The organism is Kitasatospora sp. NPDC093806 (assembly GCF_040683335.1).
In the GTDB taxonomy this organism is placed as follows: domain Bacteria; phylum Actinomycetota; class Actinomycetes; order Streptomycetales; family Streptomycetaceae; genus Kitasatospora.
In genome coordinates this window covers 1-15,438 of the sequence record NZ_JBFBDO010000145.1, presented here as the reverse complement: position 1 = coordinate 15,438, position 15,438 = coordinate 1, and the positions used below count along the sequence as shown (strand labels likewise).

Here is a 15,438-nt window from a genome sequence, read left to right as displayed (position 1 = left end):
GGCCGGCGGCTGCTTCGCCGGCTGCTGCTTGGCGGGCTGCGGCGCCTTGGGGGCCGGCGCGGGGGCGTCGACGGCGGCCGGCGCGCCGCCCCGGCTCAGGCCCGCCTTGGCCGAGCAGACCGGCCAGGCGCCGGGACCCTGCGAGGCGAGGACCTTCTCGGCGACCGTGATCTGCTCCGCCCGCGACGCCTGGTGGGCCTGCGGGGCGTACGCGGTGCCGCCGTACGCCCTCCAGGTGGAGGGGGTGAACTGCAGTCCGCCGTAGAACCCGTTGCCGGTGCTGATGCTCCAGTTGCCGCCGCTCTCGCACTGGGCGACGGAGTCCCAGGCGGAGGTGGGGGCGGCAGAGGCCGAGGTGGCCGTGACGAGGCCGGCCACCGGCAGGGCCGCGACGGCGGCACCCGCGACGACAGCCATCCGGACCCGGTTGCGCTTGGCGGTGCCGGTGCTCGCGGTGGTGGTGCTGTCGGTGTCGGTGGTAGCGGCGGTCTCGTGACGGAGATCCATGGAAGTCCTCTCGACAAGCCCCGGGCAGGCATGCGGAACCAGACCCCTGCCGGGGCCGGCTGTCGCTCCCTCACTCGATGGACGGCCGCGCACGTGTCCGACGTGTCGCGTGCCGTCCCGGCCACCCCCGCTCGCCGACGGACCGTCAGAGCCGGCCGCTTCGGCGGGCACCGCCCTCGCGCCGGGGGTCAGTCGGCGGGCGGTGCACCGGGGGTGAACCCGGGTGGTGCTCGCTGCACCGCCAAAGAAGCTACGGGCGCTACCGGGCCGCTTCAAGCAATTCTTGGACGCCGCAGGTCAGTTGACTGTTACCGGCGGTATCGATCATGAAACCGGCCCGGAAACGACCGGCTTTGACCGGATTTCCCGGCCCAAACGGTCGTTTTCCGTGCGCTCCCTCACACCCGGCCGGCCGCAGAACCGCGCGCGTCGTCGACCCACCGCGACCGACGCCTGACGCACCGTCACCACGCCCACTGGAGTTCCCGATTCCACCCGCCGTCGACGTGGTGTTCACCACTCCGACTACCGAGCGTGACCGGAAAATCGCTCAGCGCACAGCACACGACCCGTCCTTGCACGCACCGTCAGAGCGCCCCGAGCCCGCCCCGGCCCCGCCCGGTGCCCCGCCTACCGGCCCCCGTCCAGCCCCGCGTCCCGCGCCAGCAGCGCCGCCTGCACCCGGTTGTCGCACCCCAGCTTGGCCAGGATCCGGCTGACGTACGTCTTCACCGTCGCCTCGCTCATGTGGATCCGGGCCCCGGCGTCCGCGTTGGAGAGCCCCTCCCCGAGCAGCGCCAGCACCTCCAGCTCCCGCTCGGTCAGCACCTCCAGCCGCTGCCGGGCCGCCGCCCCGCGCGCCGCGGCCGGCCCGGACCGCCCGTCGGCCAGCGAGTCGACGATGTGCCGGGTCGCGGCCGGCGACAGGAAGGCGTGCCCGGTGGCGGCCGCCCGGACCGCCTGGATCAGCTCGGCCGGCGCGGTGTCCTTCAGCAGGAACCCGGCGCCGCCGTCGCTCACGGCGCGCAGCACGTTGTCGCGCTCCCCGAAGGTGGTGAGGATCAGCGCCCGCGCGCCGGGCGCGACCCTCGGCAGCTCGGCGAGCGCCGTCAGCCCGTCCATCACCGGCATCTGGATGTCCAGCAGCACGACGTCGACCCGGTGCGCGCGGGCCAGCTCCAGGGCCTGCCTGCCGTCGGCGGCCTCGGCCACCACGTCGATGTCCTCGGCGGAGGACAGGATCATCCTGATCCCGGCCCGGATGAGCGGCTCGTCGTCGGCGACGAGGACTCGAATCACTGGTGGTGCTCCCCTTGTACTGGTCCTGACGGCGCACCACCGGTCCGGGCGGTGCCGTCGGGGACCATCCTCACACCCGCCCGGCTCACTGCTTCACCCGGTAGTGCTGCTTGTCGACCAGCACGCCGTCCTTGAAGCAGAACCGGATCGCGTTGTCCTCGCCCCAGACGTCCGACTGGTCGTCGGAGAGGAAGTAGCGGCAGGTCGAACCGGGCGGCGCGGTGGGGCCGGAGCCCTCCATGTGCTTGGTGAAGAAGCCGCCGCCCCTCGGCAGCTTGCCCTTCACCTCGGCCTCGGGGCTGCCGAGCTGGACCGCGTCGTACAGCGACCGCTTCACCGTCGCGTCCGCGGCCTCCCCGACGAAGGCGACCACGCCCCAGACCAGCAGGCCGACCACGGCCACCAGCACCGCCACGCCGCCGATCGCGCAGCCGATCGCCGGGCTGCGCCGCTTGGCCGGGACGGCCTCGACCGGCGGCAGGCCGTCGAGCGCCCAGTCCGGCGCCTCGGCCGCGCCGCCGCCCGGGCCCGCGTCCGGGGCCGGGGCGCCCTCCGCGCCCTCGTACGGCAGCACGGCGGCCAGCCGGAAGCCGGCCTCCGGGGTCGGTCCGGCGTGCACCATGCCGCCGACCAGCCGGGCCCGCTCGCGCAGACCGGTCAGCCCCTGACCGCCGCTGACCACGGCACCGGCGCCGCCGGGGCGCACCCCGACCGGTTCGGGCGCCCGCGGGTTCACCACCTCCACCACCAGCGCGTCCGGCTCGTACCGGAGCGCGACGCCGATCGGTGCGCCGGGGGCGTGCTTGTGCGCGTTGGTGAGCGCCTCCTGCACGATCCGGTACGCCGCGTGACCGGCGGACGCCGCCAGCGGACGGCGCTCGCCGTCCCACCCGAGCGAGACCTCGGCGCCGGCCGCCCGCGAGGACCCGACCAGCCCCTCGATGCCGTCCACGCCGCCGGTCCCGACGCCGCCGACCACAGCGCCGCCACCCGGTGCGGTGCCGGAGCCCGCCACCGGCGGCCGCGCCGTCGACTCGTCGTGCAGCACGCCGACCACCTCGCGCAGCTCCCGCATCGCCGCGACGGCGGCCAGCCGCAGCACGCCGACCGCCTCGCGCTGCCGCTCGGTCAGGGTCCGGTCGACCTCCAGGGCCCCGGTGTGCACCGAGATCAGCGCCAGCTGGTGGCCCAGGCTGTCGTGCATGTCCTGGGCGATCCGGTGCCGCTCGCGCAGCCGCGCCTGGTGCGCCACCATCGCCCGCTCGCGCAGCAGCTGTTCGTTGCGCTCGCGCAGCGCGTCGGTCAGCGCCCGGCGCTGCGCCCGGTACCGGCCCCAGAGCGCGGGCAGCACGGCGAGCAGCAGGAAGCCGCCCAGCGAGAACCCGATGATCAGCTTGACCGGCACCTGGCCGGCGTCCTTCAGCATCCCGAGGAGGGTCATCAGCAGGTAGCCGCCGGCGAACGAGCCGGCCAGCACGCCGACCCGGCTCACCCGGGCACCGGCCGACCAGCCGGCGCAGATCAGCAGCGGCAGCGGGCCGCCGCCCCAGCCGGCGGCCACCGCGGTGAGCACCAGGACGGTCGCGGGCAGGCCGCGCCGCAGCAGGAAGAGGACGGCGACGAGCAGGCCCATCGGCACGGCCAGGTCGGTCGGGCTGACCACCTCGATCAGGGCGGCGAGCCCGCCGAGCAGGATCGCGCCCACCGCCTCGCGGATCACCAGCGCGGGCCGCCAGGGCCCGGGCAGTGCCGTTCGTACCGCCTTCGACCAGGCTCTTGCTATGACGTCCACCCGTCGAGGCTAACGAACCGGCCGAGCGGACCGCCGCCACCCTTCGTCGCTGCCGGGCCCGACGAAAGTCGCTGACCGGCATGATCGACAGGCCGTGGCCGGTGGCCGGTGCTCAGCCGTAGGCGGTGAGCAGCAGCGCCACGTCGTCCACCCGGTGGGTCGAGCCGACCTCGCGCAGCAGCCGCTCGGCCAGCGACTCCAGCCCGGGCCGCGAGGTGCCCGGCGGGCCGGCGGCCAGGGCCGCGCACAGCCGGTCCACGCCCTCGTCGATCCCCGCCGCCGGTTCCTCGACCAGCCCGTCCGTGTACAGGGCGAGCACCGAGCCCGGGTCCAGCGTCAGCTTGCTCACCGGGTACTCGGCGCCGTGCTCGACGCCGAGCAGCGGCCCGCCCGCCACGTACAGCGCCTCGGTCCGCCCGTCCGGGTGCCGCAGCACCGGCGGCAGGTGGCCGGCCCGGGCGATCAGGGCCCCGCCGCCGCCCGGGGTGAGCCGGACCAGGCAGCAGCTGGCGAGCAGCCCGGGGTCGAGGTCGAGCAGCAGCTGGTTGGTGCGGGCGAGCACCTCGTCCGGCGGGTGGCCGCCGGTGGCGAAGGCCCGGACGGCGCTGCGCAGCTGGCCCATGGTGGCGGCGGCGCCGACGCTGTGGCCCTCGACGTCGCCGATGACCAGGGTGAGGTCGCGGCCGGTGACGATGGCGTCGTACCAGTCGCCGCCGATCTCCATGCCCTGGGTGCCGGGCAGGTAGCGGGCGGCGATCCGGACTCCGTCCAGGTGCGGCAGCCGGTGCGGGAGCAGCGCCTGCTGGAGGCCGCGGGCCAGGGCGAACTCGGCGTCGTACAGCCGGGCCCGTTCCAGCGCCTGGGCGATGAAGCCGGCCAGCGCGGTGAGCAGGCCGCGCTCCTCCAGGGTGAAGGGGCGGGCCCGGTCGAAGCCGAGGATGCAGCTGCCGACCGGGCGGCCGGAGGCGATCAGCGGCAGGAACGCCCAGGCGCCCATGTCGTCGATGGCCAGGCCGGGGTAGGCGGCGGCGAGCTGCTGGACGTTCTCGAAGAAGATCGGGGTGCCGGTGCTGAGCGTTTCGGCGCCGGGGACCCGGGCGCCGACCGGGGTGCCCTCGAAGCGGTCGAGGAAGCCGTCCGGGTAGCCGCTCTGCGAGACCAGGTGCAGCCGGCGGTCGCGGACGCCGTAGATGGCGAGCTCCTGTCCGCCGAGCGCCGGCAGGATCTGGTCGGCGACCGCCCGGCAGACCTCGCGGACGGTGACCGCCTCGCTGAGCGCGCTGGCCAGCTGGAGCAGGTGGTACATGGCGCCGAGGCCGGTCCAGGCGCCGGGCTCGGGTTCGGCGGGCGGCGCGGTGGCGCCGGCCGGCGGGTCGGCGGCGACCACCCGGCCGGTGACGCCGTGCGCGTCCGGGTAGAGCGAGAACGCCAGCCAGTGGTCGGGCGGGCGGCGGGCCAGGAAGGCGGTGGGCTGCTGGGAGAGCAGGGCGGCCCGGTAGCGGTTCTCGTAGATGGGGTCGGAGAGCCAGGACAGCACCTGCCACGGGTGGTGGCCGAGCAGGTCCTCGCGCCGGGCCTGGAGCAGCAGCTCGACGCTGTGGTTGGCGTAGGTGATCCGGCCGTCCGGGTCGAGCGAGAAGACGCCGTCGCGCAGCCGCTCCACGGCGGCGGCCGCGGCGGTGCCGGTCCGGGTGTCGAGGACGGCGCCGACCAGCCGGGTGCGTTCGTCCGGTCGGGTGCGCTGGTCCGGGCGGGTGTCCTGCTCCGCGCCGGTGTGCGGCACCCGGGCCCAGAGCTCGACGGGGTAGGGGTGGCCGTCGCGGTCGAGGACGCGCAGCCGGGCGGCGAGCACCCGGCCGCGGTCGAGGGCGCCGCGCACGGCGGTGCGGAACTCCGCCAGGTCGCCGGGGGCGATCCGGCCGGCCAGGGTCTCGGCGCGGCCGTCGAAGTCGCCGGGGGCGAGGCCGAAGATCTCGCAGAACTGGTCGTCGGCGGAGAGCGCGCCGGTGGCCACGTCCCAGTCGAACAGTCCGACCCGGGTGGTCGGCGCGGACGGCGGGGTCAGTTCGACGACGGTGGTCTCGCCGTTCGGCTCCACCGGGTGGCCGTCCGCCGCGAGCCCCGCCAGCCCGGCGGCCAGCCGGGCGGCGACCGTCCGCAGGTGCCGGCGGGCGCCCTCGGGCACCCCGTCCGCGGAGGCCGGCCAGAGCACGCCGAGCACCCCGTAGGTTTCCTCCCCGGCCCGGACCGGCACGCAGGCGGAGGCGAAGTCGTACGGCAGGCCGACCGCGAGCTGCGGGAAGCGCCGCATGGTGTCCTCGGGGTCGGAGAGCAGGACGGTCCGCCCGGTGCGGTAGCTGACGGCGACCGGCAGCGGCCCGGCGGCGGCGATCCGCCGGAACGGGCTGAGGATCGACAGCGGCACGCCGGCGATGGCGCACAGCACCAGCGAGCGGCCGTCCCGCGAGCGCAGGTACACGGTCGCGCCGTAGGCGTCGGTACCGCCGAGCACGGTGCGCACGGCCGAGGTCAGCAGGGTGTCGCGCTCGCGCGCCGCCCGCTCCTCCGCCGTCTCCTCCGCCTTCCGGCCGGGGGCAGCCCGCTCCCGGGGGCGGTGCGGGTCGGGCCGCGCCGCCCGGGCACCACCGCCGCTCGGTCGCGGACCGGGCGGGTCCGCCGGCACACCCTGGCGCATCCTCTCTTGCTACGCCGGGCCCCCAGGGCTGTCAAGACGAACCCCACCCACCCCCCGGGCCACAGGGGCCACCCCGGGTGACGGTCCTGTCGCCAACGCGGGGGACGGTGGCTGACTTGGGTATTCTCCGTGGACAGTGCAGCGCAGCGGCTGCCCCGGGGGAGACGAGTAGCGAAGTATGGGGTCCACACCGTCCGAAGGCTCTTCGGCCGAGGCGTCCTGGCAGTGGGACGGGGATGCGGGTGACGGGGCGGGCGCTCCGGGGGACGTGGTCAGCGGGGGTGCGGACGGGGACGGCGGCGGGCCGTGGCTGAGCCGGCGGCGGCTGTTGCTGGGCGCCGGGGTGCTGGCGGCGGGGGCGGCGGTGTGGGGGGTGTCCCGGGCGGTGAGCGATCCGGAGTCCGCGCCGGGTCCCGCTCCGGCGCCGGTGCCGACCCGGATCGCCGGGCCGGAGCCGCTGTGGACCTATCACGGTTCCGAGGCGATGACGCCGGGCCGGCTGAGCGGGCGGCTGTTCCTCTCCGTCTACCCGACCCGTTCCGGGCTGCGCGTGCTCGACCCGAACACCGGCGCGGTGACCGCCACGATCGACGTCCCGCGGGCCAAGGGCGAGCCGGAGGAGACCCCGCTGGTCGTGGGCGCCGGCCGGCTGTTCACCGCCTCGCCCGGGCACGTGGACGCCCGGAGCCTGGCCGGGCCGGCCGCCGACTGGAGCCTGCCGCTGCCGCCGGAGCTGGGCGAGCGGATCACCCTGTACGGCTGCGACGGGAACCTCGTCTACGGCCGGATCGGCAGCAAGCCGTTCAGCGACGGCGGCCACCTGTTCGCATTGGACGCCGCCACCCACGCACTGGTCTGGTCCCGCCCGCCCGCGGCCCGCGGCGAGCTGCTCGTCAGCGTGCTCGACACCGGTGCCGGCCGGCTGTTCACCTGGGACTCGGACCCGACCTCCGGCCTCTCGCTGCTGGACGGCGCCACCGGCCGGCGGCTCTGGTCGACCGCGACCACCGGGATGACCGGCCCCGGCTGGTCCGCCGTGGACCAGCGGCACGTCTACCTCCCGGACGGCCCGGGCGGCGTCCGGGCGCTCCGGCTGGAGGACGGGGCGCCGCGCTGGTCGGTGCGCCCGGGGCCGAGCGAGGAGTGGCGGGCCCTGCCGCCGGTGAGCGACGACACCCGGGTGTACGTGCTGCGCGACAGCGGCCTGATCACCGCCCACGCGGTGGAGACCGGCGAGCCGCTGTGGCAGCACCAGCTGCCGTTCCGGCTGGACCGGCGCTCCCGGCCGCTGCTGACCAGCACCGATCTGATCGTCCCCGGTCCGGCCGCCGCCGGTGTCCACTTCATCCGGACCGCCACCGGCGAGGAGTTCACCACCTTCGCCGATTCCGGTCCGGGCGTGGACGTCTGGTCGGTCAGCAGCGACGGCACCCGCCTCTTCGCGGGCCACGACAGCACGCTGTACTGCCTGGGCGCGCTGCCCGTGCCGTGAACGGCGCCGGCGTTCGACGACGAACGGCGGCCGGCCCGCCGCTCCCCCGCTCCCCCGTCCGCCGTCCCGACCACTGGATGACCCCGTGCCGATCCGTCCGATCTCGCCCGACCGCCTCGCCGAGCTGCTCGCCGACCGGATCGCCGCCCTGCCCGGGGCCGGCGGCCGGTGGCTGCGGGTGGCCGTGGACGGCGCGGCGGCGGCCCGGCCGGAGGAGCTCGCGGACGCCCTGGTGGAGCCGTTGCGGCTGCGCGGCCTGGCGACGCTGCGGGTGTCGGCGGCGGGTTTCCTGCGCCCGGCCTCGGTCCGGCTGGAGTACGGCAAGCAGGACGCGGACGCCTTCCACGACCTCTGGCTGGACGACGGCGCCCTGCTGCGCGAGGTGCTGGACCCGCTGGAGCCGGGCGGCACCGGCCGGGTCCTGCCCTCGCTGCGGGACCCGGTGACCGACCGCGCCACCCGCGCGCCGTACACCGTGCTGCCACCGGGCGGGGTGCTGCTGCTGGACGGCGCGCTGCTGCTCGGCCGGTGGCTGCCGCTGGAGCTGACCGTCCACCTGGCGCTCTCCCCGGCGGCGCTGGCCCGGCGGACGCCGGACGGGGAGCGCTGGACGCTGCCGGCCTTCGCCCGCTACGCGGCCGAGACCGGGCCCACCGAGGCGGCCGACCTCACCGTCCGGGTCGACGACCCGCGCCACCCGGCCCTGGTCGAGCCCGACTGAGGCCCGCCGAGCCGGCCCGACCCTGAACCGGTCCGGGACCGGACGGGCATCACCGACCCGGTCGGCCGGGCGGACCGGGGCGGACCTCCGGGGCGGGTCCGCGCTGGCAGTACGGGCACCAGTAGGCGATCCGGTCCTGCGGCGGGGTGCCCTGGCGGGCCGTCAGCACGGCCGTGCCGCAGCGTGCGCAGGGCCGCCCGGCCCGGCCGTAGACCCACTGCTGGTGGCCGCGCCGGGTGTCGCCGGTGGTGATGTGGCCGGGCCGCAGCTTGTTGGCGTCGAGGAGCTGCCGGGCGCGTTCCACCAGCCGGTCGGGGCCGGTCAGTTCGCCGACCGGGGTCCACGGGGTGACACCGGCCAGGTAGCAGAGCTCGTTGGCGTACACGTTGCCGATGCCGGCCAGGTTGCGCTGGTCGAGCAGGGCCTCGGCGAGCGGCCGGCCGGGGTGGGCGAGCAGTCGTCGGACGGCCTCGGCCGGGTCCCAGTCCGACCCGAGCAGGTCGGGCCCGAGGTGGCCGACGGCGTGCCGCTCGTCGGTGGTGCGCAGCAGTTCGACGACGGGCAGCCGGTAGCCGACGGCGGTGCCGCGTTCGGTGCCGAGGACGGCGCGGATCTGCCAGGCGGGGGCGCCGGTCCAGCGTTCGCCGGGGCGGTAGACCGTCCAGCGGCCGTCCATCCGCAGGTGGGTGTGCAGGGTGAGGCCGCCTTCGAGGCGGGTGAGCAGGTGTTTGCCGCGCGGGGTGACCGCCAGGACCCGGCGGCCGGTCAGGTCGGCGGTGGCGTGGGCGGGCACCCGCAGGTCGGCGGTGGTCAGGACCTGTCCGGCGAGGGCCTCGTGCAGGCCGGCCGCCACGCGGTAGACGGAGTCACCTTCTGGCATGCCCCCATCCTCCCTCCGCCCGGCGGCCCGCCGCACCACCCGTGGGCCGTCGGGTCAGCCGGCGGCGCCGGCCACGCCCTCGCGGACCACGACGACCGGGCAGGGGGCGTGCTCGGTGAGGTGCCGGCTGACCGAGCCGAGCAGGGCGCCGGAGAATCCGCCGAGGCCGCGGCTGCCGACCACCAGCAGCGCGGCGCCGGCGGCGGCCTCCAGCAGGGCCTGGGCGGCGTTGCCGGGCAGGACGGACTCGGTGATCCGGACGGCGGGTTCGGTGCCGACGACCCGGGCGACGCTCTCGGAGAGGGTCTTGCCGGCCAGTTCCTCGGGGTTGAACTCGGGGGCCGGCACGCTCGTCCCGCCCCAGCCGTAGAACGCCGGGTACTCCCAGGCGGCGATGGCGTGGATGCTGCCTCCGGCCAGTCGGGCGTAGTCGACCGCCCAGCGCAGCGCCTGCTCGGCGGCGGGCGAGCCGTCCACACCGACGACGATCCTGGGGTTCGCGCTGTTGGCCATGCCGCTGCTCCTCGCTCGACCGCTGTCGCGGCTCCGTCGGCCGCCGACCCGCCAAACATAGATCGACAAGGGCGTTCGGCCGCTCATTTCCACGCCGATCGCTTCGTACACTTTCGAAACCGGCGGCGACAGGGGAACAACTGGCGGAACTGGTACTGGCGGGTGCGCGGCGTCGTCGCCACGCACCCGCCAGCGTTCGGGTGGCGGTCCCCGTCAGGGGTGGCCGTCAGGCGCGGTAGGCGGCCCAGGAGTTGGACATCCGGGCGACCTGACCGGGGGTGAACTGGGTCATGCAGGAGTCGTAGGTGTAGTCCATGAAGTTGTGGATCGGGTCGAGGCCGGTGGCCGTGCAGGTGTCGCGGCCGGCCGGGCACTGGTAGGCGGCGCTCTTCTCGGCCGGGGTGTCGGCGACGTAGTCGCCCTGGCCGCTGCAGCCGCCCTGGAAGGTGTGGTAGAGCCCGAGCCAGTGGCCGACCTCGTGGGTGGCGGTGTCGCCCTCGTTGTAGTTGGTGGCCGAGCCGCCGGGGAACGAGGTGTCGAGGATGACGACGCCGTCGTCGCTCGGGTTGGAACGGTAGGAGCTGGGGAACGTCGCCCAGCCGAGCAGCGACTGGCCGAGCTTGGCGGTGTAGAGGTTGAGCGCGTTGGCGCCGCCCTTGCGCAGCTTGGTCTTCATCGCCTTCTCGGCGCTGGAGCCCGGGGTGATGCCGTTGTACCAGGTGGCGTTGTCCGTGTAGTCGGTGGCGACCAGCTGGAACTGGAACTGGCTGGCGGTGTTGCCCGCGCCCTGGCCGCTGTAGGCGGCGTTGAGGACGTCGATCTGCTTGGCGATGGTGGTGGCCGCCAGCTTGCCGGTGGTACCGGCGTGGACGACGTGCACGTACACCGGGATGGTGGTGGTGGCCGCCAGGGTGCCGGGGGCCAGCAGGGTGCCGCCCTGGGAGGAGTGGGCCAGTTGGGCGAGCCGGGCCTGGAGGTCGGCGTCCATCTTGGTGGCCTGGGCCTCGGTGACGGCGTTGGGCTCCTGGCCGCCGGGGCTGTCGGCGGGCTTGCGGGCGGCGGCGTCCTGGCCCGATCCGCCGGTGCACTCGGCGGCGGACGGGGCCTTGGCGGCCGCGCTGGCGGTGGTGAAGGCGGAGGGGGCGACGAACTGGGTGAGGCCGAGGGCCGCGACCAGCGCCGCGGCGCTGAGGTATCTGCCGGTGGCACGCGAGGGGACGCGAGCGGAACGACGCATGTGCGCTCCTGGGGGGAGTCCGTGGGGGGTCGGCGGGTTGAGGGGGGCCGCCGAGCCAAAGGCTACGCAGGGGAGCGTGTACGCGTCAGACTTGTTCCGGCCTGGAACTTCTGACGACAAATCGGACATAATCCGGAAGTTTGAGCGGCTGAACCGCGCCGCACATGGAGCATTTCCCGTCACGCGCCAGCGCACAGTACCGGCCCCGGACTGTCCGAAAGTTGACACCCCGGCTGGCCCCGCGAGGCGGCGAGGCGGCCGGCGGGCCGGGACGAACCGGAGACCGGACGCCCGTACCGCCTCGCCGAGACTACGACGCCACGAAGACGATCTCCCGCAGGGCACGCGCACCGGCCCGGTCGAGTACCACGGCCGACGCACACCCGGCCGGCGGCTCCCCCGTCCCCGCCAGTCGCCGGCGCAGCCGCCGGCCGGCCTCCCGGTGCCGGGCGAACGCGTACCCCGAGACCGCCTGCCCGCGGACCCGCTGGCCGTCCCGGGCCTCCTCGGCGCTGGCGTCGAGCAGGATCAGGTGCACCCGGCGCCCCTGCCGCTCGGCCGCCCGGACCAGCCACTGCCGGACGTAGGGCACCGCCCCGCAGTCGTGCACGGTGAGCGGCCCGCCCGCCAGCACCGCGCGGCGCAGCCGCCGGTAGTGCGCGATCCGCACCAGCGGGCGGTAGAGCGCGTACGGCAGCCAGTCGGGCAGCCGGGTGGCGTACTCCTCGCGGACCAGTTGCGAGTCGACCAGCGGGGTGCGGACGCAGCGGCGCATCAGGGTGCTCTTGCCACTGCCCGGCAGGCCGGAGACCACCAGCAGGTCGCCCGCGGGGTAGTGCAGCGCGACCGGGCGGCGGCCGCGCCGCAGGTCCTGCAGGCCGCGCGGGCGCAGCACCGGACCGGCCGCCGGCTCCGCCTCCGGGCGGGCCGCCAGGTCCGGGCAACCGGGCCTCGGCGTGCTGCGGACCGCCCCGGAGACCTTCACGTCCGCCATCGCTGCTCCCCCTGCCTCCCCGCCGGCCCGGACGTTCCCGGGCCCGCCTCCCGAAAGGCCTACCCCCTTCAAGAGTTAGTAAAGAGTAATGGTCAGACCGGGTCCGGGCCGAGGGCTTTACCGCCCCAGGTACGTCACAGAAACGCACCGGGCGCGTCACGACGGCTCCCGGGGGCGGCGGATCCCCCGGGAGCGGCGGGCTCCCGGGGGCCGCGCGTCCGGATCAGCCCAGCTGCGGGGCGACCCGGGTGGCGATCAGCTCCAGCTGGTCCAGGTCGTCGAGGTCCAGGACCTGCAGGTAGATCCGCTCGGTGCCGACGGCCGCGAACCGGCCGATCCGCTCCACCACCTCGTCGGGCGTGCCGGCCAGGCCGTTGGCCTTCAGCTCGTCCACGTCGCGGCCGATCACGGCGGCCCGGCGGGCCACCTCGGCGTCGTCCCGGCCGACGCAGACCACCAGGGCGTTGGAGTACACCAGGTCCCCGGCCCGTCGGCCGGCCCGCTCGACGGCCTCGCGGACCCGGCCGAACTGGGCGGCGGTGTCCTCGACCGAGACGAACGGCAGGTTGAACTCGTCGGCGAAGCGGGCCGCCAGGGCGGGCGTCCGGGTCGGCCCGGTGCCGCCGACCAGGACCGGGATCTTCGCCTGGGCCGGCTTGGGGAGCGCCGGCGAGTCGGTCAGCTGGTAGTACTTCCCGGCGAAGTCGAAGGTGTCGCCGAGCTTGGTGTTCCAGAGGCCGGTGATGATCTCCAGCTGCTCCTCCAGCCGGCCGAACTTCTCCTTCGGGAACGGGATGCCGTACGCGGTGTGCTCGGCCTCGTACCAGCCCGCGCCGAGGCCGAACTCGACCCGGCCGCCGCTCATCGCGTCGACCTGGGCGACCTGGATGGCGAGCACGCCGGGCAGCCGGAAGGTGCCGGCCGTCATCAGGGTGCCGAGCCGGATCGTGCTGGTGTCGCGGGCCAGGCCGGCCAGGGTGATCCAGGCGTCGGTCGGGCCGGGCAGGCCGCTGACGCCGCCCATCTTGAGGTAGTGGTCGGAGCGGAAGAAGGCGCTGAAGGTGCCCAGCTGCTCGGCGGTCCGGGCCACCCGGAGCAGCGTGTCGTAGCTCGCGCCCTGCTGGGGTTCGGTGAAGATGCGAAGATCCATACCGGCCATTCTGGTACAGACCACCCGGTGCTCAGGGCCGTTTCGGCCGGATCGGCCCGACGGCCGGAGGTGGCCAAGGTCTCAGCACGGAACCGCAACGGGACGCCGAACCGGGCGCCGCGCTCGCCTACCGTGGACGGATGTTCGCCACGCCCGACGAGTCGCACCGGGGTTCCCCCGACGGCTCCCCCGACCGCCCGGCCGGCTGCCCGCTGCCCGGCATCGTCGCCGCCTTCAGCCCCCGGCTCGCCGAGTTCGCCTTCGAGCCCGGCTTCGTCGCGGCGGTCGACCAGCACACCGCCGAACTGCGCGAGCTGCTGTACGCGCAGGGGCCGGAGCTGCTGCCCCGGCCCCTGGACCGCGAGGAGTTGTCGGACTACGCGCTGGGCTTCCTCGACGCGCTCACCGAGATCGGCTGGCGCGAGCCGGTCGGGTACGACTTCGCGGTGTACCGGCTGACCGCCATCTGCTGGCTGGTCCGCCAGCAGGACCTGCTCGCGTCGTAGGTCGTAGCCGCCGCGGCTACGGCGTCTCGGGCGCGGGCCGGCCCGGGTCGATGCCCGGGGCGGGCGGCGCGGCCGGGGTGGTCGGCCGGGCCGGCTGGTTCGCCAGCGCGTCCGCCCGGCCCGCCTGGTAGGCGTTGCCGCGCAGCTTGGCCGTCTCCTGCTCGGCGCTGTCCAGCCAGCGCTCCCAGCGCTGGCGCATCGGGATGATCAGACCGCCGCCCACGCCGACCACCAGGATCCCGGCGACCGAGGCCAGCACCGCGATCAGCAGCGGACCGGTGATCGAGGTGGCGATGCCCGCCTGCCCGAGCGCCGCGATCACGCCCAGCGCGACGATGAACGCCCAGGCGACGGTGGCCACCGTCCGCCCGTACGCGGCGCCGGCCAGCGCGTTGCGCAGGATGTCGCGCACCGCGTTGGCGATGGCCATCGCGACGACCACGATGACGACCGCGACGATGGCCTTGGGCAGCCAGGCGACGATGCCGTTGATCATCACGCTGATCGGGTTCGGCCCGAAGACGCCGAAGGCCAGCTGGAGCGCCATCAGCAGGATCGCGTAGTAGACGATCTTGCAGACGATCCCGGTCATGTCGTACTTGGAACCGCGCAGGTGCCGGGCGATCCCGGCCCGCTCGGACACCTTCTCGGAGCCGACCCGGCGGAGCACCCGGTCGAGCAGCCGGGCGATGGCCTTGGCCACGAACCAGCCGATGACCAGGATCGCCAGGAAGGCGATGAACTGCGGAATGAACTTGGCGACTTTCGACCAGGCTTCGGTGAAGCCCGCCCCGAAGTCGACGGAGAGTGCGAGCTGCTGAGCCACGGGGTCCTCCACTCGGCGAACCGCGCCCGGAGCGGCGCGGGAACCCCCACTCCTTCGTGGATAGCAGGCTCCCCGTCCGCCCGCGCGCCCCGGCGGCCGGCACTGATCTTCCCGGGTGAACCTCCGGTCCCCCGTCCCCGTCCCGGCCCCTCCCGGCGCGACACGCCCGGCGCGTACAGTGGCGGTCCACAGCACGGACGGCCGGTCGCGGTGCGGACGGCGGGCGGGAACGGGACAGCGTGAGCGAGAACGGTAGCGGCGGACACCGGGCCCTGGTCTGGCGCGAGCTGCCGGAACGGCCGGGAGCCGCGGTGCTGGTCCTGCACGGCGGCCAGGAGCACAGCCTCGCCCGCCCCGGCCCGGTCAACCTGGCCGGCCTGCGGATGGCCGGCTTCGTCCACGCGCTGCGCCGCGAGACGGCCGACGCGGGCGTGGCGATCGGCACCGTCCGCTACCGCCACCGCGGCTGGAACGGCGCCCGCGCCGACGCCGCCCGGGACGCCGTCGCCGCGCTCGACGACCTCGCCGAGGAGCTCGGCCCGGTGCCGACCGTCCTGGTCGGCCACTCGATGGGCGGCCGCGCCGCCCTGCGCGCCGCCGGCCACCCGACCGTCACCGGCGTCGTCGCCCTCGCCCCGTGGTGCCCGGCCGAGGACCCCTGCGAGCAGCTGGCCGGCCGGGACGTGTTCACCCTGCACGGCGACCTCGACCGGGTCACCTCCCCCGCCGACACCCGCGCGTTCGCCGCCCGCGGCCGCGCCGCCGGGGCCCGGGTCTGCGGCTACAGCGTCCTCGGCACCGGGCACACCCTGATGCGGCGGATCGT

14 protein-coding genes are annotated in these 15,438 nt (G+C 75.4%); 4 read left to right on the top strand and 10 right to left on the bottom strand.

All coding sequences use genetic code 11. The features are described 5' to 3' along the window. The 4 genes from AB0N76_RS36430 to AB0N76_RS36415 form a co-directional block, all read right to left on the bottom strand. On the bottom strand, positions 1 to 507 hold a 507-nt coding region (locus AB0N76_RS36430; RefSeq protein ID WP_363564816.1), incomplete at its 3' end, for a transglycosylase family protein. A gap of 630 nt (positions 508 to 1,137) precedes the next feature. Continuing rightward, entirely contained in the window at positions 1,138 to 1,806 is a 669-nt protein-coding gene (locus AB0N76_RS36425; protein ID WP_363564814.1) for a response regulator transcription factor, read from the bottom strand. Between the two features lie 85 nt (positions 1,807 to 1,891). Beyond that, entirely contained in the window at positions 1,892 to 3,598 is a 1,707-nt protein-coding gene (locus tag AB0N76_RS36420) for a histidine kinase (protein ID WP_363564812.1), read from the bottom strand. 112 nt (positions 3,599 to 3,710) lie between these two features. Further along, positions 3,711 to 6,293 carry a SpoIIE family protein phosphatase gene (locus AB0N76_RS36415; RefSeq protein ID WP_363564810.1) on the bottom strand — a complete coding sequence of 861 codons (2,583 nt, stop codon included), beginning with the start codon at positions 6,291 to 6,293 and terminating at the stop codon, positions 3,711 to 3,713. Positions 6,294 to 6,471: 178 nt separating this feature from the next. Between AB0N76_RS36415 and AB0N76_RS36410 the strand changes: the two genes are divergently transcribed. Next, the gene (locus AB0N76_RS36410) at positions 6,472 to 7,785 is read left to right on the top strand and encodes a PQQ-binding-like beta-propeller repeat protein (RefSeq protein ID WP_363564808.1); all 1,314 of its coding nucleotides are present in this window, start codon (positions 6,472 to 6,474) and stop codon (positions 7,783 to 7,785) included. Positions 7,786 to 7,870: 85 nt separating this feature from the next. Next, positions 7,871 to 8,506 carry a uridine kinase gene (locus tag AB0N76_RS36405; protein ID WP_363564806.1) on the top strand — a complete coding sequence of 212 codons (636 nt, stop codon included), beginning with the start codon at positions 7,871 to 7,873 and terminating at the stop codon, positions 8,504 to 8,506. A gap of 49 nt (positions 8,507 to 8,555) precedes the next feature. On the opposite strand, the gene AB0N76_RS36400 is transcribed toward AB0N76_RS36405, so the two are convergent. The 5 genes from AB0N76_RS36400 to AB0N76_RS36380 all read right to left on the bottom strand — a co-directional run bounded on the left by AB0N76_RS36400 (position 8,556) and on the right by AB0N76_RS36380 (position 13,280). Further along, entirely contained in the window at positions 8,556 to 9,386 is an 831-nt protein-coding gene (locus tag AB0N76_RS36400; protein WP_363564804.1) for a DNA-formamidopyrimidine glycosylase family protein, read from the bottom strand. Positions 9,387 to 9,440: 54 nt separating this feature from the next. Next, positions 9,441 to 9,899 (bottom strand): universal stress protein, encoded by a 459-nt coding sequence (locus AB0N76_RS36395; protein WP_363564802.1) that lies wholly within the window; start codon positions 9,897 to 9,899, stop codon positions 9,441 to 9,443. A 226-nt stretch (positions 9,900 to 10,125) separates the two neighbouring features. Next, the gene (locus tag AB0N76_RS36390; RefSeq protein ID WP_363564800.1) at positions 10,126 to 11,136 is read right to left on the bottom strand and encodes a zinc metalloprotease; all 1,011 of its coding nucleotides are present in this window, start codon (positions 11,134 to 11,136) and stop codon (positions 10,126 to 10,128) included. Positions 11,137 to 11,446: 310 nt separating this feature from the next. Continuing rightward, a complete protein-coding gene (locus tag AB0N76_RS36385) occupies positions 11,447 to 12,130 on the bottom strand; it encodes an AAA family ATPase (RefSeq protein ID WP_363564798.1) in 684 nt (227 codons plus the stop codon). 223 nt (positions 12,131 to 12,353) lie between these two features. Beyond that, a complete protein-coding gene (locus AB0N76_RS36380; protein WP_363564796.1) occupies positions 12,354 to 13,280 on the bottom strand; it encodes an LLM class F420-dependent oxidoreductase in 927 nt (308 codons plus the stop codon). Between the two features lie 140 nt (positions 13,281 to 13,420). On the opposite strand from AB0N76_RS36380, the gene AB0N76_RS36375 reads away from it, so the two are divergent. Further along, positions 13,421 to 13,786: a DUF6401 family natural product biosynthesis protein gene (locus tag AB0N76_RS36375; protein ID WP_363564794.1), complete on the top strand. Its 366-nt coding sequence runs from the start codon at positions 13,421 to 13,423 to the stop codon at positions 13,784 to 13,786. Positions 13,787 to 13,802: 16 nt separating this feature from the next. On the opposite strand, the gene AB0N76_RS36370 is transcribed toward AB0N76_RS36375, so the two are convergent. Further along, positions 13,803 to 14,612 carry a hypothetical protein gene (locus tag AB0N76_RS36370; protein ID WP_363564792.1) on the bottom strand — a complete coding sequence of 270 codons (810 nt, stop codon included), beginning with the start codon at positions 14,610 to 14,612 and terminating at the stop codon, positions 13,803 to 13,805. Between the two features lie 239 nt (positions 14,613 to 14,851). Here AB0N76_RS36370 and AB0N76_RS36365 point away from each other — a divergent pair. Further along, positions 14,852 to 15,438 (top strand): alpha/beta fold hydrolase (locus AB0N76_RS36365; protein ID WP_363564790.1); only part of this gene is annotated, 587 nt, incomplete at its 3' end.